Source organism: Actinomycetospora sp. C-140, from assembly GCF_054796175.1.
In genome coordinates this window covers 227149-249599 of sequence record NZ_JBTWNF010000005.1, presented here as the reverse complement: position 1 = coordinate 249599, position 22451 = coordinate 227149, and the positions used below count along the sequence as shown (strand labels likewise).

Annotated in this window: 23 protein-coding genes and 1 pseudogene; 8 read left to right on the top strand and 16 right to left on the bottom strand. The window is 75.5% G+C overall.

The window, feature by feature from the left end; translation table 11 throughout:
• The first annotated feature begins 11 nt into the window (after positions 1–11).
• Complete coding sequence (locus ACR9E3_RS11110; RefSeq protein WP_460380289.1) at positions 12–479, top strand: anthrone oxygenase family protein; 468 nt, start codon at positions 12–14, stop codon at positions 477–479.
• Positions 480–485: 6 nt separating this feature from the next.
• Here the strand turns inward: ACR9E3_RS11110 and ACR9E3_RS11105 are convergent, their stop codons facing one another.
• The 3 genes from ACR9E3_RS11105 to ACR9E3_RS11095 form a co-directional block, all read right to left on the bottom strand.
• On the bottom strand, positions 486–1973 hold the full coding sequence (locus tag ACR9E3_RS11105) for an MDR family MFS transporter (protein ID WP_460380288.1): 1488 nt from the start codon (positions 1971–1973) through the stop codon (positions 486–488).
• A 172-nt stretch (positions 1974–2145) separates the two neighbouring features.
• Positions 2146–2580: a DUF1707 SHOCT-like domain-containing protein gene (locus ACR9E3_RS11100; RefSeq protein WP_460380287.1), complete on the bottom strand. Its 435-nt coding sequence runs from the start codon at positions 2578–2580 to the stop codon at positions 2146–2148.
• A gap of 28 nt (positions 2581–2608) precedes the next feature.
• Entirely contained in the window at positions 2609–4420 is a 1812-nt protein-coding gene (locus ACR9E3_RS11095) for an acetyl/propionyl/methylcrotonyl-CoA carboxylase subunit alpha (RefSeq protein ID WP_460380286.1), read from the bottom strand.
• Positions 4421–4649: 229 nt separating this feature from the next.
• Here ACR9E3_RS11095 and ACR9E3_RS11090 point away from each other — a divergent pair, with 229 nt between their 5' ends.
• Positions 4650–5585, top strand: coding sequence for a hypothetical protein (locus tag ACR9E3_RS11090; protein ID WP_460380285.1), 936 nt, complete (start codon positions 4650–4652; stop codon positions 5583–5585).
• A gap of 108 nt (positions 5586–5693) precedes the next feature.
• Here the strand turns inward: ACR9E3_RS11090 and ACR9E3_RS11085 are convergent, their stop codons facing one another.
• From ACR9E3_RS11085 to ACR9E3_RS11065, 5 genes are all read right to left on the bottom strand, one after another.
• A complete protein-coding gene (locus ACR9E3_RS11085; RefSeq protein ID WP_460380284.1) occupies positions 5694–6326 on the bottom strand; it encodes a Maf family protein in 633 nt (210 codons plus the stop codon).
• Positions 6327–6337: 11 nt separating this feature from the next.
• Positions 6338–7159: an SAM-dependent methyltransferase gene (locus ACR9E3_RS11080; RefSeq protein ID WP_460380283.1), complete on the bottom strand. Its 822-nt coding sequence runs from the start codon at positions 7157–7159 to the stop codon at positions 6338–6340.
• 79 nt (positions 7160–7238) lie between these two features.
• A complete protein-coding gene (locus tag ACR9E3_RS11075; RefSeq protein WP_460380282.1) occupies positions 7239–8129 on the bottom strand; it encodes a YceI family protein in 891 nt (296 codons plus the stop codon).
• A 27-nt stretch (positions 8130–8156) separates the two neighbouring features.
• On the bottom strand, positions 8157–8393 hold the full coding sequence (locus ACR9E3_RS11070) for an acyl-CoA carboxylase subunit epsilon (RefSeq protein WP_460380281.1): 237 nt from the start codon (positions 8391–8393) through the stop codon (positions 8157–8159).
• 42 nt (positions 8394–8435) lie between these two features.
• Positions 8436–10079: an acyl-CoA carboxylase subunit beta gene (locus tag ACR9E3_RS11065; protein WP_460380280.1), complete on the bottom strand. Its 1644-nt coding sequence runs from the start codon at positions 10077–10079 to the stop codon at positions 8436–8438.
• Positions 10080–10198: 119 nt separating this feature from the next.
• On the opposite strand from ACR9E3_RS11065, the gene ACR9E3_RS11060 reads away from it, so the two are divergent.
• The gene (locus tag ACR9E3_RS11060) at positions 10199–11029 is read left to right on the top strand and encodes a biotin--[acetyl-CoA-carboxylase] ligase (RefSeq protein ID WP_460380279.1); all 831 of its coding nucleotides are present in this window, start codon (positions 10199–10201) and stop codon (positions 11027–11029) included.
• A gap of 30 nt (positions 11030–11059) precedes the next feature.
• Positions 11060–11782 (top strand): PH domain-containing protein, encoded by a 723-nt coding sequence (locus ACR9E3_RS11055; RefSeq protein WP_460380278.1) that lies wholly within the window; start codon positions 11060–11062, stop codon positions 11780–11782.
• Here ACR9E3_RS11055 and ACR9E3_RS11050 read toward each other — a convergent pair.
• Positions 11727–12206, bottom strand: a complete 480-nt coding sequence (locus ACR9E3_RS11050; RefSeq protein ID WP_460380277.1) for a MaoC family dehydratase — start codon at positions 12204–12206, stop codon at positions 11727–11729. The genes ACR9E3_RS11055 and ACR9E3_RS11050 overlap by 56 nt on opposite strands.
• 66 nt (positions 12207–12272) lie before the next feature.
• Here ACR9E3_RS11050 and ACR9E3_RS11045 point away from each other — a divergent pair, with 66 nt between their 5' ends.
• Positions 12273–12533, top strand: a complete 261-nt coding sequence (locus ACR9E3_RS11045; protein ID WP_460380276.1) for a hypothetical protein — start codon at positions 12273–12275, stop codon at positions 12531–12533.
• Here ACR9E3_RS11045 and hisN read toward each other — a convergent pair.
• Complete coding sequence (hisN, locus tag ACR9E3_RS11040; protein ID WP_460380275.1) at positions 12530–13345, bottom strand: histidinol-phosphatase; 816 nt, start codon at positions 13343–13345, stop codon at positions 12530–12532. The two genes, ACR9E3_RS11045 and hisN, sit on opposite strands and share 4 nt — an antisense overlap.
• 55 nt (positions 13346–13400) lie before the next feature.
• Between hisN and ACR9E3_RS11035 the strand changes: the two genes are divergently transcribed.
• On the top strand, positions 13401–14072 hold the full coding sequence (locus tag ACR9E3_RS11035; protein ID WP_285659017.1) for a response regulator transcription factor: 672 nt from the start codon (positions 13401–13403) through the stop codon (positions 14070–14072).
• A 10-nt stretch (positions 14073–14082) separates the two neighbouring features.
• Positions 14083–15363, top strand: coding sequence for an ATP-binding protein (locus ACR9E3_RS11030; RefSeq protein ID WP_460380274.1), 1281 nt, complete (start codon positions 14083–14085; stop codon positions 15361–15363).
• Between the two features lie 85 nt (positions 15364–15448).
• On the opposite strand, the gene ACR9E3_RS11025 is transcribed toward ACR9E3_RS11030, so the two are convergent.
• A complete protein-coding gene (locus ACR9E3_RS11025) occupies positions 15449–15967 on the bottom strand; it encodes a LysR substrate-binding domain-containing protein (protein WP_460380273.1) in 519 nt (172 codons plus the stop codon).
• Between ACR9E3_RS11025 and ACR9E3_RS11020 the strand changes: the two are divergent.
• Positions 15961–17128, top strand: a pseudogene (locus ACR9E3_RS11020) (SDR family NAD(P)-dependent oxidoreductase). The gene ACR9E3_RS11025 and the pseudogene ACR9E3_RS11020 overlap by 7 nt on opposite strands.
• Here the strand turns inward: ACR9E3_RS11020 and ACR9E3_RS11015 are convergent.
• The 5 genes from ACR9E3_RS11015 to ACR9E3_RS10995 are packed head-to-tail and all read right to left on the bottom strand — an operon-like array spanning position 17119 to position 22426.
• Entirely contained in the window at positions 17119–18039 is a 921-nt protein-coding gene (locus ACR9E3_RS11015) for an NAD-dependent epimerase/dehydratase family protein (protein WP_460380272.1), read from the bottom strand. The pseudogene ACR9E3_RS11020 and the gene ACR9E3_RS11015 sit on opposite strands and share 10 nt — an antisense overlap.
• Positions 18036–19559 (bottom strand): class I adenylate-forming enzyme family protein, encoded by a 1524-nt coding sequence (locus tag ACR9E3_RS11010; protein WP_460380271.1) that lies wholly within the window; start codon positions 19557–19559, stop codon positions 18036–18038. The genes ACR9E3_RS11015 and ACR9E3_RS11010 overlap by 4 nt, the downstream gene beginning before the upstream one ends.
• Entirely contained in the window at positions 19549–20679 is a 1131-nt protein-coding gene (locus ACR9E3_RS11005) for a cytochrome P450 (RefSeq protein WP_460380270.1), read from the bottom strand. The genes ACR9E3_RS11010 and ACR9E3_RS11005 overlap by 11 nt, the downstream gene beginning before the upstream one ends.
• The gene (locus ACR9E3_RS11000; RefSeq protein WP_460380269.1) at positions 20676–21419 is read right to left on the bottom strand and encodes a glycosyltransferase family 2 protein; all 744 of its coding nucleotides are present in this window, start codon (positions 21417–21419) and stop codon (positions 20676–20678) included. Before ACR9E3_RS11000 ends, ACR9E3_RS11005 begins: the two co-directional genes overlap by 4 nt.
• Positions 21416–22426 (bottom strand): 3-oxoacyl-ACP synthase III family protein, encoded by a 1011-nt coding sequence (locus ACR9E3_RS10995; RefSeq protein WP_460380268.1) that lies wholly within the window; start codon positions 22424–22426, stop codon positions 21416–21418. Before ACR9E3_RS10995 ends, ACR9E3_RS11000 begins: the two co-directional genes overlap by 4 nt.
• Between the last annotated feature and the right edge of the window lie 25 nt (positions 22427–22451).

Genomic DNA, 22451 nt, shown 5'->3' with positions numbered 1-22451 from the left:
GAGCTGGGCGCATGCTCGCCCTCTCCGTCGTCCAGCTCGTCGCCGGCGTGCTCTCCGCGCTGCTGGCGGGGTTCTACCTCGCCTTCAGCGTCGTGATCATGCCCTCGCTCGCCCGGCTGCCCGACCGGGTGCTCGTGACCGTCATGCAGACCGTCAACCGCGTGATCGTGCGCCCCGGGTTCGTCGTGCTCTTCCTCGGCGCCCCGGTGGTCGCCGTCGCGGCGGCGGTGCTCGCCCTGGTCGTCGGGGCGCCGGTGCTGCTCGTGGCGCTCGGCGCCGTGCTGCAGCTCGCCTCGATCGGCGTGACCGTGGCCGTGAACATCCCGCTCAACACCGCCCTCGACCGCGCGGACGCCGGCGACACCGCCGACTCCGGTGACGTCGTCCGGGCCCGGGAGGCGTTCGAACGCCCGTGGACCCGGGCCCACGCGGTGCGCACCGCGATCACGACCGTGGGCGCGGTGGCCCTGCTCGTGTGACCGGCGCTAGTGACCGGCCACCGGCGTCGACGGAGCCCCGCTCGACTCGTCGGCGGCGTCCGCGTCGCCCGTCGGCCCACCGTCGGACCCGGCCGCCGGCTTGCGCGCCACCATGAAGGAGACCCCGACAGCGATGAGCCCGATGACCCCCGCGGCCATGAAGGCCACCTGGAGACCCTGGGCGTCCGGCGCCCCGGTGGCCGAGGCGGAGCCGAGCGCGGCGATCGTCACGAACCCCGCGGTGCCCGCGGCGCCGGCGACCTGCTGCAGCGTCGTGAGGATCGCGCTGCCGTGCGAGTAGAGGTTCTCGGGCAGCACCGAGAGCCCCTCGGTGAGCAGCGGCGTCATCATGAGGCCGAGCGAGGCCATCAGCAGGATGTGGACGGCGATGACCATCCACAGCGCGGCCCCGGCGCCGAGCGCGGCGAGCAGCCACATCGAGGTCGCCAGCCCGATCGCGCCCGGGATCACGAGCGGCCGTGCGCCGACCCGGTCGAACAGGCGACCCACCGGGCGCCCCATGAAGCCGAGCACGAGCCCGCCGGGCAGGACCGCGAGACCGGTGGCCGCCGCGCTGACACCGAGCACCGTCTGCAGGTAGATCGGCAGCAGGATCGCGCCGGCGCCGAGCAGCGACATGAACAGCAGCGCCGACAGGACGATCGCGACCACGAACGGCTTGTGGCCGAACGGACGCAGGTCCAGCAGCGCGGACTCGGTGCGCTGCAGGCGCATCTGGCGCGCGATGAACACCGCCAGCGCGACGGCGCCGACGACGAGCGCCACCCACGGCGGGACGACGGCCTGGCCGCCGTGGCCCAGCGTCGAGAGGCCGTAGACGATGCCGCCGAAGCCGAGGAACGACAGCAGCACCGAGAGCAGGTCGAGCGGCGTCACGCGGGTCTCGCCGGAGAGCCGGAACATCACGAACCCGATGACGAGCGCGGCCACCGCCAGCGGCAGCACGCTCCAGAACATCCACCGCCAGTCGAGCGAGGCGAGGATCAGTCCGCCGATGGTCGGGCCGACCGCCGGGGCGACGGCGATAACGATCGAGATCGTGCCCATCGTCGCCCCGCGCTTCTCGGGCGGGATCAGGCGCATGACCGACGTCATCAGCAGCGGGATCATCACCGCGGTGCCCGTGGCCTGCACGACGCGCCCGACGAGCAGCAGCTCGAAGCCCGGCGACAGCGCGCAGATCAGCGTGCCGGTGCTGAACAGCGTCATGGCCGCCAGGAAGACCTGGCGGGGCGTGAACCGGTTGAGGATGTAGCCCGTGGTCGGGATGACCACGCCCATCGTCAGGAGGAACCCGCTCGTCAGCCACTGGACGGTGGTCGCCGAGACCCCGAGGTCGCCCGTCAGGTGCGGCAGCGCCACCGAGAGGATCGTCTCGTTGAGGATCATGACGAAGGCCGACACGACCAGCGTCATGACGATCACCATCGGCCGGGCGGCCTGGGCGGGTCCGGCGTCGCGCGGACCGGTCATCGTTCCCCCTCGTGGCAGCGGCCGTGACGGTCACGGTCCGGCGTGGCAGAGCATCACACGCACCCCCGACAGGCGAGCGAATTCCGCCCTCGGACCCCCGCGACAACGTGCCGGGGAGGGCGCCTGTTCCTGGTCGTGACGAGGTCGTCGGGAATTCTGCGTGCCGCGGACGTCACTGCCCTTCGCGGTGGGAGATCCAGGCCACGGCGGCCAGCACGACCGGGACGAGGATGAAGATCCACGGGAACCGTCCGCCGCTCACGGCGAAGAGCACCGCCGCGACCGCGGGCGTCAGCAGCGAGATCAGCCCCGCGTGCCGGGCGATGGCCGCGCCGCCGGGGGCGACGAGCTCGGGCAGCTCCGGCGCGGCGGGAGCGTCGGCCGGCTCGGCCGACGCCGGGCGGTCGCGGCCCGGCGCCGGACCGGGATAGGTCGGATGGGGCTCGGGCAGGTCGGTGAACAGCGCGTCGAGCTGGGACCGCGACGTCGCCGTCGACGCCGAGGCACAGCGCGTCGCGTGCTCGTCGCGCTCCAGCCGGCCGGTGCGCCGGTGCGCGTCGAGCGCCTCCATGGCCAGCTCGCGCTCGTGAGCCCCGACGTCGGCCATGGCGCCAGTATGCGCTCCGGCGGACGGCCTAGCCCGCGTCCGGGATCTCGCAGATCACGGCGCCCTGGTTGACGCTCGCGCCGGCCTCGAGCGTGAGGCCGGTGACGACGCCGTCCTTGTGGGCGGTGACCGGGTTCTCCATCTTCATCGCCTCGACGACCACCACGAGGTCGCCCGCGGCGACCGTGTCGCCCTCGGAGACCGCGACCTTGACCACGGTGCCCTGCATGGGCGCGGTCACCGCGTCGCCGGAGACCTTCGCCCCGCCACCGGAGCGGCGCGCCTTCTTCTTCGTGGGTGCCGCGCCGCGGGCGCCGCCCCCGCCGCCGAGCGCCAGGTCGCCGGGCAGGGACACCTCGAGGCGCTTGCCGCCGACCTCGACGACGACGGTCTGCCGCGGCAGCGGGTCCTCGGCGTCCTCGTCCGCGCCCGGGACCTCGAAGGGCGGGATCTGGTTGTCGAACTCGGTCTCGATCCACCGGGTGTGCACGAGGAACGACTCGGCGCCGTCGGGGGCGGTGAAGGCCGGGTCGTCCAGGACCGCGCGGTGGAACGGGATGACGGTCGGCAGTCCCTCGACCACCAGCTCGGCGAGCGCCCGCCGGGAGCGGGCCATCGCCTGCTCGCGGTCCTCGCCGGTGACGATCAGCTTGCCGACCATCGAGTCGAACTGGCCGCCGATCACGGTCCCGGTCTCGACGCCGGAGTCGACGCGCACGCCGGGGCCGTCGGGGGCCACGAAGCGGGTGACCGTGCCCGGGGCGGGCAGGAAGCCGCGCCCGGCGTCCTCGCCGTTGATCCGGTACTCGATCGCGTGCCCGCGCGGCTCCGGGTCCTCGGTGAACCGCAGGTGCTGGCCCGCGGCGATCCGGAACTGCTCGAGCACCAGGTCGATCCCGCTCGTCTCCTCGGAGACGGGGTGCTCGACCTGCAGGCGGGTGTTGACCTCGAGGAACGAGATCGTGCCGTCCTCGCCGACGAGGAACTCGACCGTGCCGGCGCCGGAGTACCCGGCCTCGACACAGATGTCGCGGGCCGAGGTGTGGATGCGCTTGCGCTGCTCGTCGGTGAGGAACGGCGCCGGCGCCTCCTCGACCAGCTTCTGGTGGCGCCGCTGCAGGGAGCAGTCACGGGTGCCGACGACGATGCAGTTGCCGTGCTGATCGGCCAGCACCTGGGCCTCGACGTGGCGCGGGCGGTCCAGGTAGCGCTCGACGAACGACTCGCCGCGCCCGAACGCCGAGACGGCCTCGCGGACCGCGGCGTCGAACATCTCGGCGATCTCGTCGCGCTCGCGGGCGACGCGCATGCCGCGCCCGCCGCCGCCGAACGCCGCCTTGATGGCCACCGGCAGCCCGTGCTCGTCGGCGAAGGCGATGACCTCGTCGGCGTCGGCGACCGGGTCCTTCGTCCCGGGCACCAGCGGCGCGCCGGAGCGCTCGGCGATCTTGCGGGCCGTGACCTTGTCGCCCAGGTCGTTGATCGCCTGCGGCGACGGCCCGATCCAGATCAGCCCGGCGTCGATGACGGCCTGGGCGAAGTCGGCGTTCTCCGAGAGGAAGCCGTACCCCGGGTGGATCGCGTTCGCGCCGGACTCCCGGGCCGCGTCGATCAGCTTCTCGATGTCCAGGTAGGAGTCCGCGGCGGTCTCCCCGCCCAGCGCGAAGGCCTGGTCCGCGAGCTGCACGTGGGGGGCGTCCCGGTCCGGCTCCGCGTACACGGCGACGCTCTGCAGGCCCGCGTCCCGGCACGCGCGCACGACCCGCACCGCGATCTCGCCTCGGTTGGCGACGAGGACGGTGTGCAGCGGGTCGAACCCCGCCGGGGCGGACGCGGCCATTCGGGGACCTCCTGGGGATCGTCGCTGAGCCGGGGACGGTCGGGGCAGTGTAGAAGCGGCCGGACGGGTGCCCGGTCAGGTCACTCTCTCGTACTCGGCCGGACGCCGTCGGGGGCCCGGGCGTGGTCATGGCCACACGACCGCCACACGTGTGGGGCCGGAGCGCCGATCACACACTGCCCCGCCCCGGTGCGCGTCACACCCGGCACGTGGCTACGGTCGGCGATCGATGCGGTCTTGGTGGTGGCGGTCGGTGGCCGCGTGTGCGTTCGTCCTCGTGCTCGCCGGCCTCGTCGCGGTGATCGCCGTCGCCGTCACGGCCGATCGCGCGGTCTCCGTGCGCGCGGCCGCCGACGAGCGCGCGGCGGCGGATGTCGCGTCCCCACCCTCGCCCGCTCCGGAGCCGTCGAGGGAGCCGCAGAGGGAGCCCTCGACGGAGCCGTCGACGGGACCGCCTCCGGCTGCCACGACCCCCGGGCCCGAGGCGTCGCCCCCCGGCGATGCGGGCGCACCGGTGACCGACGACGTCACGGGAACGACGCTCGCGGTGCCGCCCGGATGGCAGGTGGTGCCCTCCCAGGACGTCGTCGAGGTCCCGCCGGAACGCTTCCGGGACGCCACGATCCTGCGGCGCGCGGACACCGTCGTGCTCGTCGGCCTCGCCGATCCCGCCCGGGTGGTGCCGCGCGCCGACCCGGGCGCGCCCGACCCGGCCGGCGACGACGCCCTCGACGCCGAGGCCCGCCGTCTGGCCGACGCCTACGCCGACCTGCTGCAGCCGGAGGCCCGGACCGCGCCCCTGAGCGACAACGCCGACCCGGTCGCCGACCTGCCCACCCGCACCTCGGTGCGGCGGATCGAGGGCGGGCCGCAGGACGGGGCGCTCGTCCGCGTCAGCACCCTCGCCGCGCCGGGCCGGACGGTCGCGGTGCTGGCCGTGGCCCGGCCGTCGCCGACGGTCGACGCCGACGGTGACGCGGCGGACGCGGTGGTGCGCTCGCTGCGGTTGGCGCCGGTGCCGGGCGAGCCCGCCGAGCCGGGTGGGCCTGCCGAGCCGGGTGGGCCTGCCGAGCCGGGTGGGCCTGCCGAGCCGGGTGGGCCTGCCGAGCCCGGTGTTCCCGCGGGGCCGGCCGGCCCGGCGTCGCCCGCGCGCCCGGCGCCCTGAGCGGCGCGGTCGACACGGGGCTGGGGAGATCACGGGCGCTTCATCGACCCGACGCGTCGTCCGATCGGGGACGACGCGCTCCTGATCTCCGAGGCCGGGCGGTGGTCCTCAGCTCGCGGGCGCGCCCCACAGGGCGTCGACGCCCACGCCGATCTCGGCCAGCAGGCGGCGCAGCAGCGGCAGGCTCAGGCCGACGACGTTCGACGGGTCGCCCTCGATGCCCTCGACGAACCAGCCGCCGCGCCCGTCCAGGGTGAACGCGCCGGCGACGGCGAGCGGCTCCCCGCTGGCGAGGTAGGCCTCGAGCTCGGCGGTCGTGGGCTCGGCGAAGGCCACCGCGGTGCGGGCGTGACCGGTCACCTCGCGGTTGACGACGCCGCCGGCGAGCTGGACCAGGGCGTGCCCGGTGAGCAGGTCTCCGGCACGTCCGGCCATCTGGTCCCAGCGCCCGCGCGCGGCTTCGATCCCGGCGGGCTTGCCCACCAGCTCGCCATCGAGCCAGAGCATCGAGTCGGCGCCGACGACCACCCCGTCCGGCACCGCCTCCGCGACCCGTGCGGCGACCGTGCGTGCCTTGGCCAGCGCCAGCGCGCCGACGGTGTCCTCGGGTGTGGCGTCCCCGCCCAGCTCCGCGACGAGGGCGTCCTCGTCGATGTCGGACACCTCGACGAGGGGTTCCACGCCGGCACCCCGCAGGATCGCCAGACGGGCCGGGGACGCGGACGCGAGCACCAGACGCACGGGGCGGCACCCTACGTCGCGGGGTCGGCGGACTCCGCGCGGCGGCCCACCACGTCGCCGTCCTCGGGTCGCCGTCCGACCCCGGCGAGGATCGAGATGTGCGTCGGGCGCTCGAACCCGCGCCACCGGCTGACGTCGACGATGCCGGGCTCGATCACGGTGAAGCCCTCGAAGAGCGCCGCGACCTCGTCGGCCGTGCGCAGGTGCCCGCCGCGCGGCGTGCGGGCGTAGGCCGCCTCGATCTCGGCGAGCTCCTCGGCGGCGAGGCCCTCCGCGCTGCCCGTCGAGAGCACCAGGTACGACCCCGGGACCATGCGCCGCCGGAAGTGCTCGACGATCCGGTGCGGCTCGTCGCCGGGGGAGAAGTGGAAGACGGCGACGAACAGCACGCCGACGGGCCGGCTGAAGTCGATGAGGCGGTCGACGTCGGGGTGGGTGGTGATCGCCCCCGGGTCGTGCATGTCCGCCTCGACGACCGCGACCGCCCGGTCCTCGGCGAGGAGAGCGCGGGCGTGGGCGAGCACCACCGGGTCGTCGTCGACGTACACGACGCGCGCGTCGGGGTGGGTGCGCCGGGCGACCTCGTGCACCGTCGGCGCGGTGGGGATCCCGGTGCCGATGTCGACGAACTGCGTGATCCCCTCCGCCGCGAGGTGCTCCACGGCGCGCACGAGGAACGCGCGGTTGTTCTGCGCGAGCTGGCGCTGGTCGGGATGGCTCGCGATGACCGCCTCGGCGGCCTCGCGGTCGGCGGCGAAGTTGTCGCGTCCGCCGAGGTAGTAGTCGTACATCCGGGCGGGCGACGGCACGTCGCTGTCGAACCCGTCCGTCATCGCTGCCCCAGCCCCCCGTGCACGGGGCTCACGGTAACCGGCCGCACCGACGGTCCGACGGCGACGTGGCCGGGCCGGGCTACAGCTGCAGCACGGCCTGGACGTCGAGGTGGATCTGGATGGTGGAGCCGACGACGGGGATGCCGCGGGCGACCATCTGCTGCCAGTTGAGCGTGAAGTGCTCGCGGTGCAGCGAGGTCGTGGCGGTGGCGCCGATGCGCGTGCCGTTCCACGACTGCGTGCCGAGATAGGTCGTCTCGAGCCGGACGTCGTTGGTGCGCCCGCGGATCGAGAGGTCGCCGTCGATGGTCCAGGAGTTGCCGGCCCGCACCGCGAAGCGCGTGCTCGAGAACTGGAGCTGGGGGTGGTCGTCGACGGCCAGGAAGTCCTGGGAGCGCAGGTGGGCGTCGCGCTGGGCGTTGTGCGTCTCGATGCTGGCGGCGTCGATGACGACGTCGATGCTCGAGTCCTCGAGCTCCTCGGCGATGTGGATCGACCCGCGGAAGCGCGTGAACTGCCCGTACACCTTGCTCAGCGCGATGTGCCGTGCGACGAACCCGAGCCTGCTGTGGGCGTCGTCGATCACCCACTCGCCCGGTGAGGGGCGCGTGCTGCCCTGGTCGGCCGTGAGCGTCAGGGCGCCGAGGGCGGCGTGCTCGCCCCGCCCGATGATCATGTCCCGGGTGAGCGTGCGGTAGCCGCCAAGGCTCGCGCGCAGCGTGTAGGAGCCGCTCGGCACGGCCGCGGTGTAGAAGCCGAACGGGTCGGTGGGCGACTCGGTGACGACGCGGCGCAGGCCCTCGGTCTCGACGACGGCGACGGTGACGCCCGGCAGCGGGCGGCCCTCCATGGTGCGGAGCTGGCAGCTCACGAGCCCGCCGGTCGGCGGGATCGGCATGAGGGCGTGGTCGGCGTCGCGGTACGACTCACCACCCACGAGCGTGCGACGTCGTCGGCGCAGCAGGGCCATCAGGTCACCAGAGGGGGTCGGAGGCGGTCAGCGCGGGCGGGCGGAGGCCCGCCAGCCGCCGGGACCGGGGTGGACGGGGCCGCGCACGAGATCGACGTGGCGCGCCCAGCTCGACGCCGGCGTCGTGTCGGGCTCGTCCTCGCCGCCGCCGCCCGCGGCGGCGAGCACGGCGGTCAGTGCGGCGATCTCGGCCGCGTCGGGCTCGCCGCGCACGATGCGCAGGGTGGGACGGGCCGGTGCGTCCTCGGCCTCCTCGTCGCTCACAGCAACACCTCGTCGCTCACAGCGACACCTCCACGTTCGCGCTCACAGGGGCACGTTCCCGTGCTTGCGCGGCGGCAGCGTCTCGCGCTTCGTCTCGAGCATCCGCAGCGAGCGGGCCACGTAGCCGCGGGTGTGCGAGGGCGGGACGACGGCATCGACGTACCCGCGCTCGGCGGCGATGTACGGGTTGGCGAGGGTGTCCTCGTACTCCTGCTGGAGCTCCGCCCGGCGCGCCTCGACGTCGCCCCCGTCGTCCTCGACCTTCTTGAGCTCCTTGCGGTACAGGATGCTCACGGCGCCGGACGCCCCGGTGACCGCGATCTGCGCGGTGGGCCAGGCGATGTTGACGTCGGCACCGAGGTGCTTGGACCCCATGACGTCGTACGCGCCGCCGTAGGCCTTGCGGCAGATGACCGTCACCAGCGGGACCGTGGCCTCGGCGTAGGCGTAGATCAGCTTCGCGCCGCGCCGGATGATGCCGTTGTACTCCTGGTCGGTGCCCGGCAGGAATCCCGGCACGTCGACGAAGGTCAGCACCGGGATGTTGAACGTGTCGCACGTGCGCACGAACCGCGCGGCCTTCTCGCTCGCCCCGATGTCGAGGCAGCCCGCCAGCTGCGTGGGCTGGTTGGCGACGACCCCCACCGGCCGGCCCTCGATGCGCCCGTAGCCGATGACCATGTTGGCCGCGTAGAGCGCCTGGACCTCGAGGAAGTCGCCGTCGTCGACGACCCGCGTGATCGCCTCGCGGATGTCGTAGGGCTGGTTGGGCGAGTCGGGCACCAGCGTGTCGAGCTCGAGGTCGGTCTCGCCGATGCCGTCGGGGACCGACCCCGTCTCCTCCTCGCCGGTGATCCTCGGCGGGTCGGTGAGGTTGTTCGACGGCAGGTAGCCGAGCAGCTCCTGCACGTAGGAGATCGCGTCGTCCTCGTCCGAGGCGAGGTAGTGCGCGTTGCCGGACGTGGCGTTGTGCGTGCGGGCGCCGCCCAGCTCCTCGAAGCCGACGTCCTCGCCCGTCACCGTCTTGATCACGTCCGGGCCGGTGATGAACATGAACGACGTCTCGTCGACCATCACCGTGAAGTCGGTGAGCGCGGGCGAGTACACCGCGCCGCCGGCGGCCGGGCCCATGACCAGCGAGATCTGGGGGACCACGCCGGAGGCGTGCACGTTGCGCTTGAAGATCTCGCCGTAGAGGCCGAGGGCGACGACGCCCTCCTGGATGCGGGCGCCGCCGCCGTCGTTGATGCCGACGACGGGGCAGCCGATCTTCATGGCCACGTCCATGACCTTGACGATCTTCTCGCCGTAGACCTCGCCCAGCGCGCCGCCGAACACCGTCGCGTCCTGCGAGAACACGCACACCGGGCGGCCGTCGACCGTGCCCTGGCCGGTGACGACGCCGTCGCCGTACGGACGGTTGGCCTCCAGGCCGAAGTTGGTGGAGCGGTGGCGCGCCATCGCGTCGAACTCGAGGAAGCTGCCCTCGTCGAGCAGCAGGTCGATGCGCTCGCGGGCGGTCTTGCGGCCCTTGGCGTGCTGGCGCTCGACGGCGCGCTCGCTGCCCGCGTGGACCACGTCGTCCTGGCGGCGGTGCCAGTCGGCGAGCTTGCCCGCGGAGGTGTGGACGTCGGGCTCGTCCGACGAGTCCTCGGGCTCCGGCAACGGCTCCGTCGCGGCACTCATGATCGTCCAGCTCCGCTTCGCTGCGTGTCCGCCATGGCCCGGCACTGTAGCGACCGGCCCCGACACCGCCCGTTTTCGTGCGGGTGAGGTGATCAGGCGCACTACTACGGTACGTCGCCGTGGAACCTGCTCCCCTCGACGAGGACGCGCTGCGGCGCACCCTCGGCCCGCCGTCCGGCCCGTGGGCGTCGATCCAGGTCGTCGCCCGCACCGGCTCGACCAACGCCGACCTCCTCGCCCGCGCCGGCGGCCCCGATCCCGCCGCCGACCGCACGGTCCTCGTGGCCGAGCACCAGGACGCCGGGCGGGGTCGCCGCGAGCGCATCTGGGAGGACCGTGCCGGCGAGGGGCTGACGTTCTCGGTCCTGCTGCGCCCCCGCGAGATCGCGCCCGAACGGTGGGGCTGGGCGCCGTTGCTGGCGGGCCTGGCGCTGGTCGAGGCGGTCGGGGCGGTCAGCGCCGTGCCGGCCGCCCTGAAGTGGCCCAACGACCTGCTGCTGGGGCCCGACCCCGGGGCCAAGGGCGCCGGGATCCTCGCCGAGGTCGGCGCCGGTGCCGCGGACGACCGGGCGCTGGTGATCGGGATGGGCGTGAACGTCGCGACGCCCGCGGACGCGCTGCCCGCCGGGGGGACGTCCCTGGCCGCGCAGGGGGCGGACGTCGCGCGGGACGCGGTCCTGGTCGCCGTCCTGCGCGCGCTGGCCGACCTCGACCGCCGGTGGCGCGACGCGCACGGCGACGTCGTCGCGGCCGGGATCGTCGACGACTACCGGGCGCGGTGCGCGACGCTCGGGCGCGAGGTGACGGTGACGCTGCCCGGTGACCGGGTGATCGACGGACGTGCGGTGGACGTCGACCGCGACGGCCGCCTCGCCGTGCGGTCACCCGACGGGGACACGACCGTCGTGTCGGCGGGCGACGTCGTCCACGTGCGGCCCGCGGCTCGCTAGCCTCGGGGTCGTTCCGGGGAGGGGGTGTGCGTGGCCTACCCCGACGGCGTGCTGCGCCGCGGCGAGCACGTGCTCGCCCACCGTCGCCCGCACTGGCGCATGCTCGTCGTGCCCGCGCTGGTCCCGCCCGTCGCGGCGTTCCTGGCGGCCCTGCTCGCCGGGCTCGCGGACGCGGTCCCCGCCGGGTCGACGCGCACGGCGCTGCGGCTCGCGCTCGTGCTGCTCGCGGTCGTCGCGATCGGGTGGCTCGCCGTCCTCCCGCTGGTGCGCTGGCGGTGCACGCACCTGGTCGTCACCGACCGCCGTGTGCTGGTGCGCGAAGGGGTGCTCACCCGCGAGAGCGTCGACGTCGGCGGCGCGACGATCACGGGGGTGCGCACCCGCCGCACCGCCCTCGAGCGAGTCCTGGGCGCGGGCACGCTCGTCGTGGCGACGGCGGGCGCCGACGAGCCGTGGGAGTTCGCGGGGCTCGGCGACGTCGACACCCTCGCCCGGCTCGTCGAGGGCATGGCGGAGGACCGCGGGGGACTGGACCGGGCGGCGACCGGCGCGTCGCTCGTGTCCCGGGACGACTGGGGCGCGTGGGACGACGGGGACCCCGGGGACGACGACGAGGATGACGACGAGGACGACGAGCTGGACGAGGACGCGCGACCCGGGGAGGACCCGCCCCCGCGCCGCGGGATCGCCGGGCGGTTCAGGCGGGGGTCGTGGCGGGGTCGGCGGCCGCGCGCCGCGCGAACATCCCGGTGAACCGCGCCCGGTAGACCTCGGTGCCGTCGTCGCGCACGAGCGTGCCGTTGAGGGTGATCAGGCCCAGCTGCGGACGGCTCCGCGAGGCGCGTGCGGCGACGACCTCCATGGCCGCCTCGAGGCGGTCGCCGGGGAACACCGGCGACGGCCAGGCGATCTCGTCGCCGCCCGGTGAGCCCAGCGACGCCGCCCGTGTCAGCAGCCCGTCGACGTAGCACCGCATCCACAGCGACGCGGTGAACCACCCGGAGGCGCAGAGCCCGCCGAACAGCGAGCGGCGGGCGGCCTCCTCGTCGACGTGGAACGGCTGCGGGTCGAACCGCCGGTTGAACGCGAGCATCTCGTCGCGGTCGACCACCACCGTGCCCAGGGCGACCTGCCGGCCGGCGGGCAGGTCCTCGAAGAAGACCTCGGGCTCGCTCACGGCGGTGATCGTGCCATCTCCCTGCCCCGACGGAACCGTGTGCGCCCCGGCTGCGTCGAACCCGGTGTGCGAGCCGCGGAGCTGGCGGGCTGGCTGGACGCGGCCGGGGTGACGTCCGCGCCGGTCAGCGTGGGTGCGGAGGCCGACCGGGCGTGGTGCGTGCGCGCCGTGCCCGGTGCGGACGGCGACGAAGAAGGGATCTGGGAGGTGTTCTGGTGCGAACGGGGCGGTCGTTTCGAGTGGACGCGGTTCGACGACGAGTCGGCCGCCTGCTTCTCGCTGTTCGGGCGGCTGGTGTGGGCGCGGCTCGCCGGGTCGTCCGGTTAGCGGCGGACGAGCGCCAGGGCGGCGTCGTGCAGGTGCCCGTTGGTGGTCAGCGAGTCGCCGCCGTCGGGGCGGGCGGCGCCGGCGAGGTCGGTCAGGCGTCCGCCCGCCTCCTCGACGAGGATCTGGGCGGCGGCGAGGTCCCAGGTGTTGGCCTCGGGCTCCACGGCGACGTCCATCAGGCCCTCGGCGACGAGGCAGTGGTGCCAGAAGTCGCCGAACGCGCGGCTCTCCCAGGTCTCCCGGGTCAGGGCGAGCCAGTGCTCCTGGCGGCCGAGGGTGCGCCAGTGGTCGAGGTCGGTGGTCGAGGCGTAGGCGTCGGCGAGCTCGGCGACCCCAGACACCGCGACCGGGCCGTCCTCGATGCCGCGGGCGGGGTCACGGGTGTGGGCGCCCTCGCCCGCCGCGGCCCACCAGCGCCGTCCCAGCGCGGGCGCGCTCACGACGCCGGCCGTGGGCCGCCCGTCCTCGACCAGCGCCACGAGGCTCGCCCACACCGGCACGCCGCGGGAGAAGTTCTTGGTCCCGTCGATCGGGTCGAGCACCCACACGCGCCCGGCGCCCAGCGAGCCGCCGCGCTCCTCGCCGAGCACCGCGTCGTCGGGACGGTGGGTGGCGAGCAGGGCGCGCAGCCGGTCCTCGCAGGCGGTGTCGGCGTCGGTCACCGGGGTGCGGTCCGGTTTGCGCTCGACGCGCAGATCGCTCGCGCGGAAGCGGGGCAGGGTCACCGCGTCGGCGGCGTCGGCGAGGGTCAGGGCGAGCGCGAGGTCGGCGGAGAGGTCGGCAGGAGATCCGGTCGCACCGGCGGAGGTCATGGCGGGCGATGGTGCCAGCTTCACCTCGCAGCAGGTCTACTGTGGCGCTGTGACCATGGTGCTGCTCGTCGAGGACGACGCGGCGATCGCCGGACCCCTCTCCCGTGCCCTGCAGCGCGAGGGCTACGAGGTCGACGTCGTCGGCGACGGTCAGGCCGCGCTCCACCAGGCGGGCGCGTCCGGGCCGGATCTCATGGTGCTCGACCTCGGGTTGCCCGGCATGGACGGGCTCGAGGTCTGTCGCCGGGTCCGGGTCGACCAGCCCGACCTGCCGGTGCTGATGCTGACCGCGCGCACCGACGAGGTCGACTTCGTGGTCGGCCTCGACGCCGGCGCGGACGACTACGTGGGCAAGCCCTTCCGGCTCGCCGAGCTCCTGGCCCGGGTCCGGGCCCTGCTGCGCCGCCGGGCGCCCGAGGTGCTCGACGCCGGCGGGGTGCGCCTCGAACCGTCCGCGCGGCGGGTCACCGTCGACGGCGTGGAGATCGGGCTGGCGAACAAGGAGTTCGAGCTGCTGCGGGTGCTCATGGCGCACGCCGGGCAGGTGGTCTCCCGCGAGGAGATCCTCCGCGAGGTCTGGAACGACCCCGAGATGAAGACCTCCAAGACCCTCGACATGCACATGTCGTGGCTGCGCCGCAAGCTCGCCGACGACGGCGGCAACGGCGGCAGCGTCGGCAAGCGCATCAGCACGGTGCGCGGGGTCGGGTTCCGCTTCAACACCTAGGGCTCGTCAGGTGCGGCGCCGGATCCTCGTCTCCACGCTCATCGTCGTCACGATCACGGTGGCGGTGCTGGGCGGACCGCTGGCGCTGACCACCTGGCGCCTCGTCGAGGACTTCACCCGGGCGGACATCAACTCCCGGCTGCGCCAGGTCGTCGCGACGTTGGACTCGCAGGCCTCGGTCGACCGTCCCGTCGACCTCAGCGCCGTGGGGATCGCGGTGCCGCCGGGCGGCTCGCTGGTCGTGAGGACCCCGCGCGGCGTGAGCACGCTCGGCGTGCTGGCCCCGGGCGACACGGTCAGCGAGACGCTGCCGTTCGGGCTGTCGGGCTCGGCGGTGCTCTCCGAGCCGATCGACGAGATGCGGGCCCGCCAGCTCCAGGCGGTCGCGCTCGTGCTGGCGGCCGTGCTGCTGTCGGTGGCGGTCGGGGCGGTGGTGGCGACGCTGACCGCGCGGCGTCTCGCCGACCCGCTCCAACAGGTCGCCGGGCGCGCCGCCCGGCTGGGCGCCGGCGACTTCCGGCCCGCGCCGCACCGCCACGGCATCCCCGAGCTCGACCGTGTCTCCGACGTCCTCGACTCCTCGGCCACGGCCCTCGCGGAGCTGCTCCAGCGCGAGCGGGAGCTGGTCGGCGACGTGTCGCACCAGCTGCGCAGCCGCCTCACGGCCCTCCAGCTGCGCCTCGACGAGCTCTCGGCGCACCCCGACGAGGAGGTCGCGGCGGAGGGCGCCGCCGCGCTCGAGCAGGCCGAGCGGCTCAACGAGGTCCTCGACGAGCTCCTGGCCTCGGCGCGCGAGGCGCGGGCGGCGGGCGCGGCGCCGATCGAGGTCGCGGGCGAGCTGGAGGCCGTGGCCGACGAGTGGCGAGACCCGCTGCGCTCGGAGAACCGCGCCGTCCGGGTGCGCGCGCCCGAGGGCCTCGTGGCCCGCGCGACGTCCGGCCGGTTCCGGGAGGCGCTCGGCGTGCTGGTCGACAACGCCATGCGCCACGGCCGGGGCACGGTCGCGCTCAGCGCGCGGCTGGGCGACAACGACACCATCGTCGTCGAGGTCAGCGACCACGGCGACGGGGTCCCGCCCGCGCTGGCGCCGCACGTGTTCGACCGCGGGGTCTCCGGCGCCGCGTCCACCGGGGTGGGGCTCGCGCTCGCCCGGGCGCTCGTCGAGGCCGACGGTGGACGCCTCGAGCTCGCGCGCACCCGCCCGGCGACGTTCGCGGTGTTCCTGCCGGTGCCGCGCACCGACCGCACGGTGGCCGCGCCGCGCCCGCTGCCGACGAGCGGGCCGCGCTGAGGGCCCCTCGTGGCGGGCGCGAGGCACGTCGCGCAGGTCCGGGGCCGTGTCGATCATCCGCGGCATGCCCCTCGGCGTCGAGGGCTCAGCCCCGCGCGGCGACGACCTCACGGCATGCGTCGACGTAGGCGCGCACGGCGGGGCGGCGGTCGTCGTGGCGCCAGGCGAGCACGAGGGCGCACGGCGGGAGGTCCTGGACGTCGCGCACGAGGGCCCCGGCGTTCCCGGCGGCGAGCAGCACGACGCCGCGCCCGTCGAGCAGCGCCTCGTGGGTCTCCTCAACCGACCGGATCTCCGCGCCGACGCGCGGCGGGCCCTCGCGGTGCGCCTCGGCGAGCCAGAACGCGCGCAGCGGCCCGGCGTCGGGCGGCAGCGCGAGGAACGCCTCGTCGCGCACGGCCGCGAACGGCACCGACGCCCGCCCGTCCAGCGGGTGGCCGGGCGGCAGTGCCACGACGACGGGCTCGCGCGCGAGTTCGAGGGTGCGGACGCGGCCGGGCACCGGCGCCCAGGCCACCGCGACGTCGCTGGTGCCGTCGGCGAGCCCGGCGGTGGGTCGTTTCGGCCGCGCGATCACCGAGGCCGCCGTGGCGGCCGGTGACACGGTGGTCGCCGCCGCACGCCGCAGCGACGCCCTCGCCGAGCTCGCCGACGCCCACCCCGGCCCGCGTCGAACCCCTGGCCCTCGACGTCACGGCGCCCGGCGCCGACCTCACGGCCGCCGTCGACGACGTCGTCGCCCGGCACGGCCGTCTCGACGTCCTGGCCAACGTGGCGGGTCGCACCCAGGTCGGCGCGCTCGAGGAGACGACCGAGGACGAGCTACGGGCGCTGTTCGACCTGCACGTCATGGGCCCCGCGCTGCTGACCCGGGCCGCGCTGCCGCACTTCCGCGCGCAGGGCTCGGGTGCGGTGGTCCAGCTGTCGTCGGTGGGCGGCCAGGTGCGTGCCGGGCTTCGGGGTCTACTGCGCGACCAAGTTCGCGCTGGAGGGGCTGACCGAGACTGTCGCGCAGGAGTGCCCGCACGTCCGGTTCCTCGTCGTCGAGCCCGGCGCGTTCCGCACCGAGCTCTTCCGGCCGGGGGCGGCGGTGATGTCGGCGCCGATGGCCGAGTACGAGGAGACGGTCGGGCCGACGCGGGCCTTCGTCACCGGCGGGGACGGGAGCCAGCCGGGCGACCCGGACAAGGCCGCCGCGGCGATCCTGCGGGCGCTCGACGCCGAGGACGCGCCGCTGCGCCTGCCGCTCGGGCGCGACGCCGTCGCCGGCATCCGCGCACGGCTGACCGGACCCGTCGACGACCTGGACCGCTGGGAGGCGGTGTCGACGTCGACCGACCGGACGACGGAGGATCTAGCGCGGCCGGTGGTGGCGCACGAGCGCCACGGTGACCTCGGTGAGGTCCTCGGCGTCGAGCTCCTGGCGGCGGCCGTCGGCCTCCGCGCGGGCGCGCCCTGCGGGGTAGGGGCCGTAGGTGTCGGCGGCCCCGGTCACCGGGTCGAGCACCAGGACCATGAGCCCGTCACACTGTTCGAGCTCGTCGGGTTCGACGAGCGGGTCGAGGGAGACCTCGCGGCCGGCGGCCTGACGATGCGGGCACGGCAGCTTGGGCACAGCAGTCCTCCTCCGCGTCCTGTGCCCGACCCCACCGAGGCATCACCGATCGGGCGGTACCGAAGGTATCAAGAACCTTGGAACACCCAGCGCGTTCGGGCGACGACCGGACAGTCACCGGAGACCGACGGTCGTGAGCCTCACCAATGAGCAGCATCGGCGACGTCCGTCGGGGGAGGGTCGTACCCCGATCGGTCGCGCAACGTGGTCACGTCGAGCGTGCGCTCGCGGGCGACGTGGCGGACCGCGTAGCGGCTGAGCACCGGACTCGTGCCCCGCACACGCGCCGCCGTCTCCGCCACGATCGCGATCGGGTGGGCGAGGGTCACCGGCAGGCTGAACGTCCGGACACGGACGCCGCGGGCGGCGAGGACCGCGGTCAGCGTCGTGAGCAGCTCCACCGGTTCGGCGTCGGCGACGTTGTAGGTCCCGCCCGGGCCGTCCAGGAGCGCGAGCACGGCGCCGACCAGCGTGTCGATCCGCGTCAGGCTGATCGCCCGCGGGCCGCGACCCGGGACGACGAGGCGCCCGCCGCGGACGGCGGCGAGCAGGCGGGGGAGCAGGGTGGTCTCGCCCGGCCCGTACACCGCGTGCGGGCGCAGGATCACGGCGTCGGGCCGCGTCGCGCGCACCAGGCGCTCGGCGGCGGCCTTCGCGGCACCGTAGCCGTCGGGGTACCCGGGGCCGGGCGCGGCGTCCTCGCGCGCCCGGACGGTGGGGCGGCGCGGGTCGTAGACGCTGGCGGTCGAGAGGTGCACGAGCCGGGCGTGCGCCGGCAGCCCGGCGAGCACGGCACGGGTGCCGCCGACGTGGGCGTCCCAGTGGACCTGGGCGGGCAGGGCGTCGGACGCGGCGCCGGCGGCGTGGACGACGACGTCGGCGCCGGCGAGGTCCGGGGGGCCGTCGGTGAGGTCGTGCGCCCGGTAGCCGGCGCCGGCCACGTGCGCCGGGTCGAGGTGCGGGCGCCGCCCCAGCGCCGTGACCTCGTGGCCGGCCCCGACCGCGGCCCGGCAGACGGCGCCCCCGACGAACCCCGAGGCGCCGGTGACGACGATCCTCACCGCCGCGCCAGGAGCGTGCGGAGCGCGTCGCGGTCGGGCTTGCGGGAGCGCCCGCCGCGGGGGAGGTCGTCGAGGACCACGACCTCGTCCGGCGCGTCGACCCCGAACATGCGACGGACCGTCCCGGCGTCGGGCCGGTCGCCGGCGACGGCGAGGACGACGTGCTCGTCGCCGGCGGGGGTGGGCACGCCGACCAGCAGCGCCTCCCGGACCCCGGGCAGCGCGGTCACCGCCGCCTCGTAGAGACCGGGGTAGATGTTGCGGTCACCCCGGATGATCATGTCCTTGCGCCGGCCGGTGAGCACGAGCCGCCCGTCGTCCAGCACGCGGCCCAGGTCCCCGCTGGCGATCTCCGGTGTGTCAGCGAAGTGCCGTTGCAGACACTCAGCGTCCGTATCGGTACTTCGATCACCGAGGTCCAGGTACCCGAGCGCCTGGTGCGGCGCGCTGAAGCGGAGCTCGCCGTCGTCGGTGACGCGGGACGTGACGCCGGGCAGCGGGGTCCCCAGCAGGTCACCCGGCGCGCCGCCCTCGGTGTGCGCGATCTTCTCCTCGGCCGTCGCGATCGCGACCGGCGCCAGCTCCGTCATCCCGTAGACGGCGAGGAGGTCGGCGTCCGGGGCGACCGACCGCAGCCGGCGCAGCGGACCCGGCAGCACCGGGGCCGCGCCGAGCAGGATGCCGCGCAGCCCCGCCGGCAGCGGCCCGCCGCGCGCGGCGGCGTCGACGTCCGCGGGCACGCAGAAGGTGTGCGTCGCGCCGCGGCGGCGCAGGACACGGGCCAGCCGGGACGGGCGCGCGCCGGGCGCCGGGAGCGACCACGTCGCGCCGCCGGCCAACGCCGGCAGCCCGATCATGAGCTGGTCGGTGTGGACGACGTCGCCGGGCCCGAACGGCACCCGCGCCGCGAACGCCGCGAGCCCGGCACCGAGCGACGCCCGCGAGTGCACCACCAGCCGCGGCGCCGCCGTCGTTCCCGACGTGGGGATGACCAGCGCGGGGGCGTCGGCATCGCCGTACGGACCGTGATCGAAGTCCCGATACGGACGCTGAGCGTCCGTGACGGCACTTCGCTGACACACACGCCGCCACGAGAACGCCCCGCGCGGGACGCCGGGGAGGCGGGGGCCCGTGTAGACGTGGGTGACGCCGCCGAGCGAACGCCACACCCCGCCCGCCAGCGCGTACACCGGCGACGCGGCGATCGCCCAGCGCGGGGCGAGGGCGGCGGCGCGGGCGGCGAGGACGGCGTCGCCTGCGCGGGGGTCGGCGAACGCGAGGGTGCCGCCGGCGGTGACGACGCCGAGCGCCAGGGCGAACGAGGTCGGCGACGGCGGCACGGCGAACAGCACCCGGTCGCCGGGCTCGAGGCCCCGGTGACGCAGACCGGAGGCCACCGCCAGCACCCGCGACCGCAGCGCCTCGAAGGTCGTCGGACGCCCGAGCGCGTCGAGCAGGGCCACGCGGTCCCGGTGGCGCGCGCAGGCGTCGAGGACGGTGCACACCAGGTCAGCGGGCACGCGCCACCACCAGCTCGCGCCAGGCCGGGACGAGGACGCGGCGGGCGGGGCGACGGCGCACCACGCGCAGCGGTCGGGCGGCGAGGGCGGCCGCCGCCACCGCACGCACCTCGGCCCGCGCCAGCGCCGCCCCGAGGCAGTGGTGGGGGCCGGCCCCGAACCACAGCGACCGCGCGGCCGGGTCCACGGGTGCGCCCACGCAGAACCTGTCGCCGGCCCGGACCGCGGCATGGGTCAGCACCAGCACCCGGTCGCCGGTCCGCAGCGCACACCCGCCGACGGACGCCGGCCGGGCCACCCGCCGCAGCATCGCCGGCGAGGGCGCGGTGAAGCGCAGGGCCTCGTCGACGGCGTCGTCGAGGTCCGCGTCCTGCTCGCCGGTGTCGATCAGGAGGGCCACGAGCCGCGGCAGGAGGGCGACGACGGTCTCGGTGCCGGTGAGGAACAGGGCCGCGGCCGCGCCGCACGACGGGTCGTGGTCGACGCCGGCGTCGCGCAGCCGCGCCACCACCGTCCCGGGGCGGCGCGCGTGCCACGACGCCGAGGCCGCCTCGACGACCGGGGCCAGCTCGGCGCGGGCCCGCGCGGCGCGCCGCGGCGACAGGGTGCGCGTGGTCGGCCGGACCGCGGAGGCGACGCCGGAGGCCCGCCGGCTCATCGCCCGGTGCTCGGCCGCCCCGCCGTCGAGCCCGACCAGCGCGGCGATCACCGCGCCGGCGACCACACGCATCTCGTCGACGAGGTCGACCTCCTCGCCGGCCCGCAGCCGGCCGGTCAGCGAGGTCAGCCGCGGACCCACCGCCCCCGAGAGCAGCTCCCCCGAGGCCCGCGCCGTGAACAGGTCGCCCAGCGCCCGGCGCATCGCCCGGTGCGGCTCGCCCTCCATCCCGAGCAGCACCGCGTCACCGAGCACCGGGGTCCACAACGCGCCGGGCCCGCCGGGGCCGTCCTTGCGGAAGCGCTCGGTGTCGGTGAGCACCTCCCGGGCCAGCGCCGCGTCGCTGACCACGGCGCCCACCCCGGGAACCCGCACGACGGGGCGTCGCGCGGCCAGCCGGGCCAGGGGTGCCGCGACGGGGTGGGCGGCGTCGATCAGGCGGTGGTCCGGGAAGGCCGTCATCGCACGTCCACGACGTCCGGACGGTGCCGGTGGTCGGCGTACCAGCCGAGCGTCCCCACCAGCCCGTACGCCCGCACGCGGCGCACCGACCCGGCGACGACGGCGTCTCGCCGCCGCCCGATCCGCCCGCCGGCGCGACGCACGGCGTTGACCAGCGCACGGTCCTCGTGGACGTCCTCGATCGCCGTGCGCGGGAAGCCGCCGCAGCGGGCGTAGAGCTCGGCGGTGATCGCGAGGTTGCACCCGGCGCACATGACGTACGGACCCCGGAACCGCGGATCGCGGTTGCCCGGCCGGAAGCGCCCGAACGCGGCGGCCAGACCGACGACGGCGGGCAGGCCGCGGCGCTCCCAGAACCGCAGCGCCACCTCGTCGGTGCGCGGCACGAGTCGCCCGCCGATCAGCTCGAGGCCGTCGGCGAACCCCGCCCGCAGCGCGGCCGTCCAGCCCGGCGCGGGCAGGCAGTCGGCGTCGGTGCGCGCCAGCAGCGTGGCCCCGGCGGCGATCGCCTGCCGCATCCCGGTGTCGGCGGCGGCGCCGGTGCCCTTCACCGGCTCGCTGATCACGCGCAGGTCCAGCCCGCGGGCGTGGGCCGCGACGACCGCGGCGGTGCCGTCACGGCTGCCGTTGTCGACCACCAGCACCGTGAACGACGGGTCGTGCTGGGCGGCGAGGGCGTCGAGCGTCGCGGTGATCCCGCGCGCCTCGTCGTAGGCGGGGACCACCACCCAGAGGCTCACAGCGTCACCAGCAGGACGCCCATGCTGATCCCGCCGGCCAGGCCGACGAGCGCGACGCGGTCGCCGGGTCCGGCACGGCCCTGCTCGATCGCCGTGACGAGCTGCAACGGCAGGCTCGCCGAGGCCGCGTTGCCGTGCTCGGGCAGGGTGACGACGAGCTTGTCGGCAGGCACGCCGGCGCCGCGGGCGAACACGCGCAGGGCCGGCATCGCCACCTGGTGCACGCAGACGACGGCGACGTCGTCCCAGGTCAGCTCGTGGGCGGCGAGGGCGTCGTGGATCAGCCCCGGCCCCAGCGCCTCGAACGCGGCCCGCAACCGCGCGCCGTCGAGGCGGAAGTAGCCGGCCTCGGGGTCGCGGGGGTGCGCGGAGCCGCCCGCGGGCAGGGTGCCGACGTCCCAGTGCCGCGAGTCGGCGGTGAACGCGCGGTGGAAGATGCCCCGCCCGTCGTCCTCGTCGTGGCGTTCGAGCAGGAGCGCGGCGCCGGCGTCGCACATCGTGAAGCCGGCGAAGGACTCGACGAACTGCGCGGTGTCGCGGACCGCCCACCGCGTCGCCCGCGACGGCGTCTCCCCCGAGCAGACGAGCACGCGCCCGTACTGTCCGGACCCGATGAGCGCCTCGGCCACCTGCACCGCGTTGAGCACGCTGTTGCAGGCGTTCTTGACGTCCATCACCGGGCAGCGCGCCCCGAGGCCCGCGGCGACCATGTGGGCGGTGGCGGGCTCGACCATGTCCTGGCTGGCGGAGGCGAAGATCAGGAGGTCGACGTCGTCGACGCCCCGGCCCTGCTCCGCGAGGAGCTTGCGCGCCGCGGCGAGCGCGAGATCCGAGGCCTGGCCGTCGTCGGGCATGATGTGACGCTGCGTGATGCCGGTGACACGTTCGATCATGCCCGGCCGCGGGACGAACGCGTCGCTCGCGGCGGCGATCCGGGCCTCGGTCTCGGCGGACGTCAGCAGCTCACCGGGCAGGTGCACGGCGGTCCCGGCGAGGAGGGTGTTCATGCGCAGTGATCTCACCCTTCCCCTG

Bases quoted from the DNA above. Each gene is read 5' to 3' on its own strand.
- ACR9E3_RS11110 (WP_460380289.1), top strand. From the start codon at position 12: ATGCTCGCCCTCTCCGTCGTCCAGCTCGTCGCCGGCGTGCTCTCCGCG.
- ACR9E3_RS11105 (WP_460380288.1), bottom strand. From the start codon at position 1,973: ATGACCGGTCCGCGCGACGCCGGACCCGCCCAGGCCGCCCGGCCGATG.
- ACR9E3_RS11100 (WP_460380287.1), bottom strand. From the start codon at position 2,580: ATGGCCGACGTCGGGGCTCACGAGCGCGAGCTGGCCATGGAGGCGCTC.
- ACR9E3_RS11095 (WP_460380286.1), bottom strand. From the start codon at position 4,420: ATGGCCGCGTCCGCCCCGGCGGGGTTCGACCCGCTGCACACCGTCCTC.
- ACR9E3_RS11090 (WP_460380285.1), top strand. From the start codon at position 4,650: ATGCGGTCTTGGTGGTGGCGGTCGGTGGCCGCGTGTGCGTTCGTCCTC.
- ACR9E3_RS11080 (WP_460380283.1), bottom strand. From the start codon at position 7,159: ATGACGGACGGGTTCGACAGCGACGTGCCGTCGCCCGCCCGGATGTAC.
- ACR9E3_RS11075 (WP_460380282.1), bottom strand. From the start codon at position 8,129: ATGGCCCTGCTGCGCCGACGACGTCGCACGCTCGTGGGTGGTGAGTCG.
- ACR9E3_RS11065 (WP_460380280.1), bottom strand. From the start codon at position 10,079: ATGAGTGCCGCGACGGAGCCGTTGCCGGAGCCCGAGGACTCGTCGGAC.
- hisN (WP_460380275.1), bottom strand. From the start codon at position 13,345: ATGACCTCCGCCGGTGCGACCGGATCTCCTGCCGACCTCTCCGCCGAC.
- ACR9E3_RS11035 (WP_285659017.1), top strand. From the start codon at position 13,401: ATGGTGCTGCTCGTCGAGGACGACGCGGCGATCGCCGGACCCCTCTCC.
- ACR9E3_RS11005 (WP_460380270.1), bottom strand. From the start codon at position 20,679: ATGACGGCCTTCCCGGACCACCGCCTGATCGACGCCGCCCACCCCGTC.
- ACR9E3_RS10995 (WP_460380268.1), bottom strand. From the start codon at position 22,426: ATGAACACCCTCCTCGCCGGGACCGCCGTGCACCTGCCCGGTGAGCTG.